Annotated in this window: 10 protein-coding genes; 2 read left to right on the top strand and 8 right to left on the bottom strand. The window is 48.1% G+C overall.

Features of this window, described 5'->3' with window-relative positions; genetic code table 11:
• Window positions 1-17: 17 nt before the first annotated feature.
• Both leuD and leuC read right to left on the bottom strand, forming a co-directional pair.
• Complete coding sequence (gene leuD, locus ACOGW3_RS10055) at window positions 18-620, bottom strand: 3-isopropylmalate dehydratase small subunit (protein WP_419902847.1); 603 nt, start codon at window positions 618-620, stop codon at window positions 18-20.
• 26 nt (window positions 621-646) lie between these two features.
• On the bottom strand, window positions 647-2,053 hold the full coding sequence (leuC, locus tag ACOGW3_RS10060; RefSeq protein ID WP_419902848.1) for a 3-isopropylmalate dehydratase large subunit: 1,407 nt from the start codon (window positions 2,051-2,053) through the stop codon (window positions 647-649).
• A 495-nt stretch (window positions 2,054-2,548) separates the two neighbouring features.
• Between leuC and ACOGW3_RS10065 the strand changes: the two genes are divergently transcribed.
• A complete protein-coding gene (locus ACOGW3_RS10065; protein ID WP_419902849.1) occupies window positions 2,549-3,427 on the top strand; it encodes a DUF547 domain-containing protein in 879 nt (292 codons plus the stop codon).
• A 120-nt stretch (window positions 3,428-3,547) separates the two neighbouring features.
• Here the strand turns inward: ACOGW3_RS10065 and rplS are convergent, their stop codons facing one another.
• From rplS to ffh, 5 genes are all read right to left on the bottom strand, one after another.
• A complete protein-coding gene (rplS, locus tag ACOGW3_RS10070) occupies window positions 3,548-3,979 on the bottom strand; it encodes a 50S ribosomal protein L19 (protein ID WP_419902850.1) in 432 nt (143 codons plus the stop codon).
• 57 nt (window positions 3,980-4,036) lie between these two features.
• Window positions 4,037-4,756: a tRNA (guanosine(37)-N1)-methyltransferase TrmD gene (gene trmD, locus ACOGW3_RS10075; protein ID WP_419902851.1), complete on the bottom strand. Its 720-nt coding sequence runs from the start codon at window positions 4,754-4,756 to the stop codon at window positions 4,037-4,039.
• A 67-nt stretch (window positions 4,757-4,823) separates the two neighbouring features.
• Window positions 4,824-5,348: a ribosome maturation factor RimM gene (rimM, locus tag ACOGW3_RS10080; protein ID WP_419902852.1), complete on the bottom strand. Its 525-nt coding sequence runs from the start codon at window positions 5,346-5,348 to the stop codon at window positions 4,824-4,826.
• Between the two features lie 27 nt (window positions 5,349-5,375).
• A complete protein-coding gene (gene rpsP, locus ACOGW3_RS10085; RefSeq protein ID WP_419902853.1) occupies window positions 5,376-5,765 on the bottom strand; it encodes a 30S ribosomal protein S16 in 390 nt (129 codons plus the stop codon).
• Window positions 5,766-5,840: 75 nt separating this feature from the next.
• On the bottom strand, window positions 5,841-7,211 hold the full coding sequence (gene ffh / locus ACOGW3_RS10090; protein ID WP_419902854.1) for a signal recognition particle protein: 1,371 nt from the start codon (window positions 7,209-7,211) through the stop codon (window positions 5,841-5,843).
• A 480-nt stretch (window positions 7,212-7,691) separates the two neighbouring features.
• Between ffh and ACOGW3_RS10095 the strand changes: the two genes are divergently transcribed.
• Window positions 7,692-8,885, top strand: coding sequence for a hypothetical protein (locus ACOGW3_RS10095; protein ID WP_419902855.1), 1,194 nt, complete (start codon window positions 7,692-7,694; stop codon window positions 8,883-8,885).
• Window positions 8,886-9,010: 125 nt separating this feature from the next.
• Here ACOGW3_RS10095 and ACOGW3_RS10100 read toward each other — a convergent pair.
• Window positions 9,011-9,362 (bottom strand): peptidoglycan-binding domain-containing protein (locus ACOGW3_RS10100; RefSeq protein WP_419902856.1); only part of this gene is annotated, 352 nt, incomplete at its 5' end.

Consider the following 9,362-nt stretch of genomic DNA (forward strand, 5'->3'; position numbering starts at 1 on the left):
TAGCCCCCACATATTTCTTACAACCAAGGCTGTGTAGCTTTGCGTTGATTTTCAAACTGATCGATGTGCTCAGACTTTTCAAAAGTCAGACCGATATCGTCCAATCCGTTCATCAGGCAATGTTTACGATGGGCATCAACTTCAAACTTTAGCGTGCCGCCATCAGGACCCTTGATTTCTTGAGCTTCAAGGTCAACAGAAACGACAGCGTTTGATCCACGCTTGGCGTCATCCATCAATTTATCGACATCTTCCTGCGGCAGAGCGATTGGTAAAATACCGTTCTTGAAGCAGTTATTATAGAAAATATCAGCAAAGCTCGGTGCAATTACGCAACGAATACCCTGGTCTAAAAGAGCCCAAGGCGCATGTTCGCGTGATGATCCACAACCGAAGTTATCTCCGGTCACAAGAATCTGAGCTTCTTTGTAAGCAGGTTCGTCCAAAACAAAATCAACCGGATTACCGTCTTCATCCGTACGCAACTCATAAAAGAGGCCAGCCTTCAGGCCTGTGCGCTTTACAGTTTTCAAAAACTGTTTTGGGATGATCATATCGGTATCGATGTTCACCAATGGCAGCGGAGCAGCCACAGAGGTGAGTGATGTAAACTTATCCATTCTCTGTTTTCCTTTAGCTTCTACGCTTAATCGTATTTACGAACATCATCAAAATGACCTGCAATTGCCGCAACTGCAGCCATTGCCGGACTGACAAGGTGAGTACGACCGCCGCGGCCCTGACGACCTTCGAAGTTACGGTTGGACGTCGATGCACAACGCTCACCCGGAGAAAGACGATCAGCATTCATAGCCAAGCACATGGAACAACCAGGCTCACGCCAGTCAAATCCAGCTTCGGTGAAGATCTCATCTAGACCTTCTTCTTCAGCTTGTAGCTTCACCAGACCAGACCCGGGAACGATCATCGCGTATACGCTTTCAGCAACCTTGCGGCCTTTAGCGATACGAGCGACTTCACGAAGGTCTTCGATACGACCATTGGTACAAGAGCCAATGAAAACTTTATCGATGGAAATATCCTGAATTGCCTGGCCAGGCTTCAGGTCCATGTATTCAAGAGAGCGTTCAATTGCTGATTTTTTGTTATCATCACGACCATCGGAAGGGGCCGGAACCGCTGCAGAAATACCAACAACATCTTCCGGTGAAGTTCCCCAAGTAACCTGAGGTTCGATGTCAGAGGCTTTAACCACGACTTCTTTATCGTAGGTCGCGCCTTCATCAGAGGGAAGAGTCTTCCAATAAGCAACTGCCTGTTCCCAATTCCCAGCCTTAGGAGAAAGAGGACGACCTTTACAATATTCGAAAGTAACTTCATCAGGAGCAATGAGACCTGCACGTGCGCCAGCTTCGATTGACATGTTACAGATGGTCATACGACCTTCCATTGAAAGGCTACGCATGGCTTCACCAGCGTATTCAATCACATAGCCTGTACCGCCAGCAGTACCAATAACACCAATGATATGCAGAATCATGTCTTTGGCGGTAACACCTGGAAGCAAATCACCTTCGACAGAAATGCGCATGGTTTTTGCTGGTTTTTGAATAAGTGTTTGAGTCGCGAGTACGTGCTCAACTTCAGATGTCCCGATACCAAAAGCAAGGGAACCAAAAGCACCGTGTGTCGCGGTGTGACTATCACCACAAACAATTGTCATGCCAGGAAGGGTAAAGCCTTGCTCTGGGCCAATGATGTGAACAACACCCTGACGGATATCGTCCATGCCAAACAGTTGAACGCCAAACTCTTCACAGTTGCTCGAGAGAGTTTCAACCTGAATACGGCTTTCTTCGTCTGCAATACCTTGGGCGCGACCTTCAGTCGGAACATTGTGGTCAGGCACAGCAAGTGTATTTTCTGGGCGGCGCACTTTGCGGCCAGTCATACGAAGTCCTTCAAAAGCCTGTGGGCTTGTTACTTCGTGTACCAAGTGACGATCGATATAAATCAAAGCGGTTCCGTCATCTTGACTGTGAACCATGTGACTATCCCAAATCTTTTCGAAAAGGGTCCGCGGGTTACTCATCCTAACAAAGTCCTCGTTTTTTTATTGGCGGCTATTCCCCACCTATAAAGTCATGCCTAAAGGCAACAACTATTAACAGCGGCCATAAACCAATCTCATGACCATTCGTAAAAGTTTGGGCCAAGTTCGAGCGGAGCATAACGCTTCCGCACTGCGGCGAAAAGTCCTTTAGAACGAATGAATCTCTTTTTGTAACTATTCTATAAGAAAATTTCGTATCTGTCGTGTAATTAGCTACTTTTCTACACTCATCTTCAGTGAATTATTGCGCTGCACCCACAAACAATCACGTTAAATTTTCCTTTTCTTTAGACTTCTTCCGTGAGGATAAAAGGCATTTAAAACATCACCTTGAACAATGAACTCACGAAAATAGGCCATTTCTGCCACAAGTTTGTTACTGGACGAACACCCCCAAAATCACCTCATTCTGTACATATTCACCGCACAAGTCCGCGGCAGGGTGTTAGCAGACGAAATTTTGGAGTGCATTACATGGCCCGTAAACTAAGAATCCTCTTACTACCATGCGTAATGGCAGTGGGACTCCTTGTCAGTGGCTTTGCCCCTTTTGAAGCCCTGCTTGCTCCGAAGGCAGAATCCATACCTCGTTGGGCCAACTTTGACCCTGCAAACACCCAAACAATCCAGAACAAAAACTGGAATTTGTTTCTCAACAACTACCGCGAAGATAATTATGATGGGATAGCACGTATTGCTTACCACCGGGTTTCTTTAAATGATCGTCTGGCCCTTGGGGAATTCATTCAACAGCTACAAACTGTCCCAGTAAGCAGTCTCAACCGCAAAGAACAGCTGGCCTATTGGGTTAACCTTTATAATGCCACAACCGTGCAAGTCGTTCTTGAGCATATGCCTGTAGAAAGCATTCGTGATATAAACATTTCTCCTGGACTATTTGCGTCTGGCCCTTGGGGAAAAAAAATCCTACGTGTTGAAGGTGAAAAGCTATCTCTCAACGACATAGAACACGGCATTCTTCGCCCAGGCTGGAATGATCCGAGAATTCACTATGTCTTAAATTGCGCCTCTCTTGGCTGCCCGGACATTCCAAAGCAGGCCATTACCGCTAAAGATAGTGAAAACCAGCTAAACCAGGCTGCAAAAACTTTCATCAATCACCCCAGGGCAATCACTATTCCTGAAAACAATGAAGCCGTAGTTTCAAGCATCTATGTTTGGTTTAAAGAGGACTTTGGTGGAAGTGACGCTGCGATTTTGGATCACATGCGAACTTACGCTTCTACAGAGAAGAAAAAGAAGCTGATGAAAGTCCGCTCCCTTGAAAGCCACCATTATGACTGGAACTTAAACGCCGTGCCTGTAGTGGCTACTGCATCCACCGGGTCATAAAAATTTCTCAAACTTTTAACGACATCAAGAAAACTACAAAAACAAAAAGGGCGCCACAAGGCGCCCTTTTCATAACAGATATCCCAACCGGAGAAGCTCGCGGTCGGGTATTGTCCAAACTTATGCCTTTTTGGCAGCAGCTTTTGCAGCGGCTTTTTCAGCACGTTCAGCAGCAGCAGCTTTACCAGCAGCACCAGTTGTTTTTTCTGCGATACGTGCAGATTTACCACGACGATCACGAAGATAGTAAAGTTTTGCGCGACGCACATCACCACGACGGATCAATTCGATTGAATCAACACGTGGGCTGTATAGTGGGAAGATACGCTCAACGCCTTCACCGTAAGAAATCTTACGTACGTTGAAAGCAGAGTTCAAACCAGCGTTTTTACGTGCGATACAAACGCCTTCAAAAGCCTGGATACGCTCGCGAGTACCCTCAACAACTTTAACGTTTACGCGGATGGTGTCACCAGCAGAAAAATCAGGGATTTTTTTGCCTTCAGTAAGCTTGGCAATCTGGTCAGCTTCTAGCTTCTCGATTACATTCATGTTTCTATCCTCTACCATTCTTTTGGGGCCATTGACCCGTTTAGCTTTTCAACGGACCTATCGGCCCAGTTTGGTATCGTTATGTTTATCCAAGTACTTGTCCCATAAGTCGGGACGCCTTTTCTTGGTAATCTCTTCCGCCTGTTCCTGACGCCACTGTTTTATCTTCCCATGGTGACCAGAGGATAGAACCTCGGGTACCTGGCGACCTTGCCATTCAGCTGGTCGCGTATAGAGCGGATACTCCAGTAAGCCAGTTTCAAACGATTCCTCGTCTGCAGATTCCTGGTTTCCCATAACCCCCGGTAACAAACGAATGACAGCATCCATAAGGATCAGCGCTGCCTGTTCACCACCAGACAAAATGTAATCACCAACCGAAACCTCTATCACCTCATGCGCGTCCAAGACCCGCTGGTCGATCCCCTCATAACGCCCGCAAAGGAGTGTCACTCCGGGTCCTGCCGCAAGCTCCTTGACCAAATCCTGATCCAGAAGCCGTCCACGCGGCGAGAGATAGATAACCGGGCCAGCTTTGCCAGCCACTGAGTTCAAGGCTGCATCGACAATATCAGGACGCATTACCAAACCAGCACCACCCCCGAAAGGGATTGCATCAACAGTACGGTGTTTGTCATGCGCAAAATTGCGGATGTCCACCTTATCCAACTCCCAGATCCCTTTTTCAAGAGCTCGCCCTGCCAGAGATAACCCTAGAGAGCCCGGAAACATTTCCGGATGGAGCGAAAGTACTGTTGCTGTCCAGTTGGTAGTCACGTTATCCAACATCCTGTCTAGCAACCCGGTTTAAAAAACTAAAACACCAGATCATATAATCCAGCCTCTAGCCTTCCCGACCCAGAACCACTTCGGGCATATCGACAACGATACGTTTTCCCTCCAGGTCCACCACCGGAACAGAGCTTTCAGTAAAGCTGACCATTTCCGGCTGCCCACTTACACTGTCAAATTCAAGAATATCACCCGCTCCGAAATCGAATACGCCCTTAACAGTACCAAGAACCTCACCTTTGGGGTTCTCGACCTTAAGGCCGACAAGATCAGAGTAGTAAAATTCGTTGTCTTCAATCAGTTTTGGTAGAAGATCACGGTTAACATACAGTTTTGTTCCCCGCATTTCTTGGGCGCGATCACGATCTTTCACACCCTCAAGCCGCGTTAGAACGGTACCCTTGGCATGGCCCGTAATAGCGATTTTATAGCAGTTGCCTGCATCATCCGTCACTGGTCCGAAAGCCGCCACGTCTTCTGGAACTTCTGTATAGCTTTTGATCTTAACCTGACCGCGCACTCCGTGCGCTCCAGCGATCACGCCAACACAAACTCTATCTTCGTGGTTTAATGCCATGAGCTTAAGAAATCCTATACAGCCGAGTTACTCAGCAGCGCTATCAGCAGCTGCTGCAGCAGCTTCTTCAGCGGCAGCTTCAGCAGCCATACGCTTCTCTTCGAGACGCTCTTTGGCTTTTGCTTTCAGCTGATTTTTCTTGGTCTGCTCTGGAACAGCACGCTTTTCAGCAAGACCGAGTTCGCCCAAGAAACGAGCAACGCGATCTGTTGGCTGAGCACCAGTAGAAAGCCAATACTTAACACGGTCTTCGTCTAGTTTTAGACGCTCCGGGTGATCTTTTGGTACCATTGGGTTGTAGGCACCAATTTTTTCGATAAAGCGACCATCACGTGGAGCACGAACGTCAGCAACTACGATACGGTAGTATGGACGTTTCTTGGCGCCGCCGCGGGCGAGGCGAATTTTAACAGCCATTTCAGTTCCTCTTGTTAAACACTAAACTAAACTTATTTCACTACTTACTTAGACGCTTTCTTTCCTGAAGCCCGATTATTTCGGGAACCCCATTCCAGGCGGCATCAAATTTTGCAATCCACCACGCATCATGCCTTTTTTGCCCATTTTTTGGACTTTTTTCATCATGCGGGCAGCTTCTTGTTGTTGCTTGAGAAGCTTATTCACATCCTGAACGGAAGTTCCGGAACCACCTGCAATACGGGTACGCCGTTTTGCTTTGATAATTTCCGGTTTCTCACGTTCTTGAGGTGTCATGGATGAAATGATCGCCAATTGACGGTTGATGATTTTGTCATCGACCTTGGCATCTTTCAGTTTCTTCATTTGGGCAGAGTTCATCCCAGGCAGCATGTTCATCAAGCTGGACATTCCGCCCATCTTTTGCATCTGCTTGAGCTGACTTGCCAAATCATTCAGATCAAACTTGCCCTTCTTCATTTTCGCGGCGAGTTTTTCAGCTTCTTCCTCATCAAAGGATTCAGCAGCTTTCTCAACCAACGAAACAACGTCACCCATGCCAAGAATTCGGGAGGCAACACGTGAAGGGTGGAAGTCTTCAAGTTCGTCGAGCTTTTCACCAACACCCATCAATTTAATCGGGCATCCAGTAACCGCTCTCATGGAAAGTGCCGCACCACCACGTGCATCACCGTCCATACGGGTCATAACAATACCCGTCAAACCAACCTTTTTATTAAAGGTATCAGCAACTGTAACCGCATCTTGACCGGTCATCGCATCTGCAACCAACAGTGTCTCAGCTGGCTTAGTTGCATCGCGAACGGTTTCAACCTCGGCCATCAACTGTTCGTCAATCGCCAAACGACCAGCGGTATCGAGCATAACAACGTCGAAACCTTCAAGCGCACCTGTTTGGACGGCACGCTTGGCAATCGCGACCGGTTGTTCGCCAGGGACGATGTTTAAAGTCCGCACACCAATTTGCGCACCCAATACAGCAAGCTGTTCTTGCGCAGCAGGTCGTTGAACATCAAGAGAAGCCATCAAGACCTTCTTGCGTTCTTTTTCGGTCAAACGCTTGGAAATCTTCGCTGTAGAAGTTGTTTTACCAGAGCCCTGCAAACCAACCATCATAATGACGGCTGGTGGGGTTACCTGGAGATTAAGAGCAGCGTGATCAGAGCCCAGCATTTCAGCGAGGTGATCGTTTACAATCTTGATCACCATCTGGCCAGGAGTCACGGACTTCAGAACGTCTTGTCCAACAGCTTCGGCCTTGACCTTTTCAACGAAGTCTTTGACCACAGGAAGAGCTACGTCAGCTTCAAGCAAAGCAACGCGCACTTCACGCAGAGCAGCTGTAACATCAGCTTCGCTCAATGCGCCGCGGCGCTTCAGCTTGTCAAAGACTGAACCCAGACGTTCCTGAAGGCTATCGAACATATTGTCCCTCTTTCAAAATCAACCAGCCAAAAAGGCTGAAAACGGCAATCACATACGCCAAACGCAATTTACGCCAGTGCGCGATACTCGCGGACTGGCGGAGCTCCTTAGAGCTGGATGCTTTGACCCATGACAGATATTTGATCGGAACCTATTAAAAACCTAACTCTGGGTCAAGTTATTTCATTGCTTGGTCCGTATTCCACGTCATCTTACAAATTTACAAACGGAGTCGCAGAAAATTCTACACTTAATTCGTCTTCATCTACCTTATTCAAATCAAAGATAAATTCCAATGCAATCAAAAAGTGTTTAAAATTTTAGCAAACACTCATAGGTAATTAACACAGAATTAACTCATACATTTTAATGTAATTGTGCTACTTAAAATAGCATGCTCGCGCTTCATGATGATGTACACTGGTTGCCACAGACTTGCTCGCGCTAACTGTTGTAACAGTCCCGAATTGGGAGATTAACATGACCGCGCCCTCAAAAAGATCTCTACTACTGACGAGTACCGTCAGTCTGGTCACGCTTGCAATCGTCGCAATGCCGATCACGATCAATCTTTCCGACTTCAGCCTGCAAAGTAATTCAGCCTACGCCAACAACGGTGGTGGAAACGGTGGCGGAAACGGTGGCGGAAACGGTGGTGGAAACGGTGGTGGAAACGACGGCGGAAACGGTGGTGGAAACGACGGCGGAAACGGTGGTGGAAACGACGGCGGAAACGGTGGTGGAAACGACGGCGGAAACGGTGGTGGAAACGACGGCGGAAACGTTGGTGGAAGCGACGGTGGAAACGGTAGCGGAAACAGCAGCAAAAGCGAAAGTAGCAATTCTGATAAAAAAGACAACAAGGGCTCTATATCCAGTGCACTCGGCGCATTGAATGCAGCACATGCTTCTCCCACAGCCCTGAGCAAGGCGTCTACAAAATCTCGAGTGGGTAAAATTGCAGCTTATGCAGAGGCTGTCGCAGCGACCAATACAGCAAAAGATTTTCTTGATGCCGCCACGGAAGCCGCAGCTGATGCTATAGCTGAAGCAGCAGTCCAAGCGGACGAAGCTGCGGCAGCAGAAGAAGCTGCGGCGGAAGCCCAGGCAACGGCAGAAGCAGAAGCCGCAGAAGCAGTGGCTGCACAAGAAACGGCTGATACAGAAGCCTCACAGGTTGCAAGCGCTCAAGCAGCCGCGACGACAGCAACAGAAGAGGCAATCGCAGCCCAAGACGCTGCAAATGACGCCCAGGATCTGGCCGATGCTAATCCTGATGATCCTGACCTCGCAGAGGCCGCAGCGGCGGCACAAGAGCTCGCGGATGCGGCAGCAGAGGAAGCAGCCGAAGCTCAGGAAACCGTTGTTGCTGAAGCTGCAGAAGCCGTCGCCGCACAAGCCATTGCCGACATAGAATCTGCTGAAGCAATCGCTTCAGCCGCAGCCGCATCTGATGCGTTAACCACGGCAGAAACAGAGCTTGCTGAAGCCGCAGCGGCTGCAGAAGCAGCAGAAACAGCGGTTGCCGCAGCAGAAACAGCGGAAGAAGACTTCCAGAGTGCGGCAGAAACAGAAGCAGAATCTCTTATTGAGGCTGCAAATAAAGATGTTACAAATGAAGTCAAAACTGCCGTTAATGATCTGCTGGGCATTGAAAGCGCCATTATCGAATAGCTCCCTTAAAGAGAAGAACAACTCCGGGCACGGATAGACCTCTGCTTACAGTCCAGCGCTTATAATCTGTAAACGGATAGCCTGTTAGCTGCCAATCCAACATAAAATTTTAAGGACAATCAAATCTAGAAAGTTGCGCGGAGTTCTTCCAACAGAGCTTCGGAAATAACTTCTGGAATGTTGAGGTTACGCTCCCGCACAAAAGAGTTGATAGCCTCCTGGGTCTTTGACCCCATCAGCCCATCTACCGGGCCTAATTCATAACCAAGTTTTCCCAGCCTATACTGTGTGAATAAGACTGTTGGCATATCCGCGAAATCAGAACCACTATCGAAATCTATTCGATATCTGCCTTTTTCCAACTGCTTTATCTCCTGGGGTGTCAGTCGAGTATAAACTTTCTCGGCAACTCGTGAGGCTTGAGCAACCTCACCTTCGGCAGCTTGTTTTAGCCACACCCATGCCTTGAGATTATTA

Source organism: Kiloniella sp., assembly GCF_965205715.1.
Classification (GTDB): domain Bacteria; phylum Pseudomonadota; class Alphaproteobacteria; order Kiloniellales; family Kiloniellaceae; genus Kiloniella.

What these genes read in the sequence shown, in the direction of transcription:
- ACOGW3_RS10065 (WP_419902849.1), top strand. Translation starts at nt 2,549, where the DNA reads ATGGCCCGTAAACTAAGAATCCTCTTACTACCATGCGTAATGGCAGTG.
- rimM (WP_419902852.1), bottom strand. Translation starts at nt 5,348, where the DNA reads ATGGCATTAAACCACGAAGATAGAGTTTGTGTTGGCGTGATCGCTGGA.
- ffh (WP_419902854.1), bottom strand. Translation starts at nt 7,211, where the DNA reads ATGTTCGATAGCCTTCAGGAACGTCTGGGTTCAGTCTTTGACAAGCTG.
- rplS (WP_419902850.1), bottom strand. Translation starts at nt 3,979, where the DNA reads ATGAATGTAATCGAGAAGCTAGAAGCTGACCAGATTGCCAAGCTTACT.
- rpsP (WP_419902853.1), bottom strand. Translation starts at nt 5,765, where the DNA reads ATGGCTGTTAAAATTCGCCTCGCCCGCGGCGGCGCCAAGAAACGTCCA.
- leuC (WP_419902848.1), bottom strand. Translation starts at nt 2,053, where the DNA reads ATGAGTAACCCGCGGACCCTTTTCGAAAAGATTTGGGATAGTCACATG.
- ACOGW3_RS10095 (WP_419902855.1), top strand. Translation starts at nt 7,692, where the DNA reads ATGACCGCGCCCTCAAAAAGATCTCTACTACTGACGAGTACCGTCAGT.
- leuD (WP_419902847.1), bottom strand. Translation starts at nt 620, where the DNA reads ATGGATAAGTTTACATCACTCACCTCTGTGGCTGCTCCGCTGCCATTG.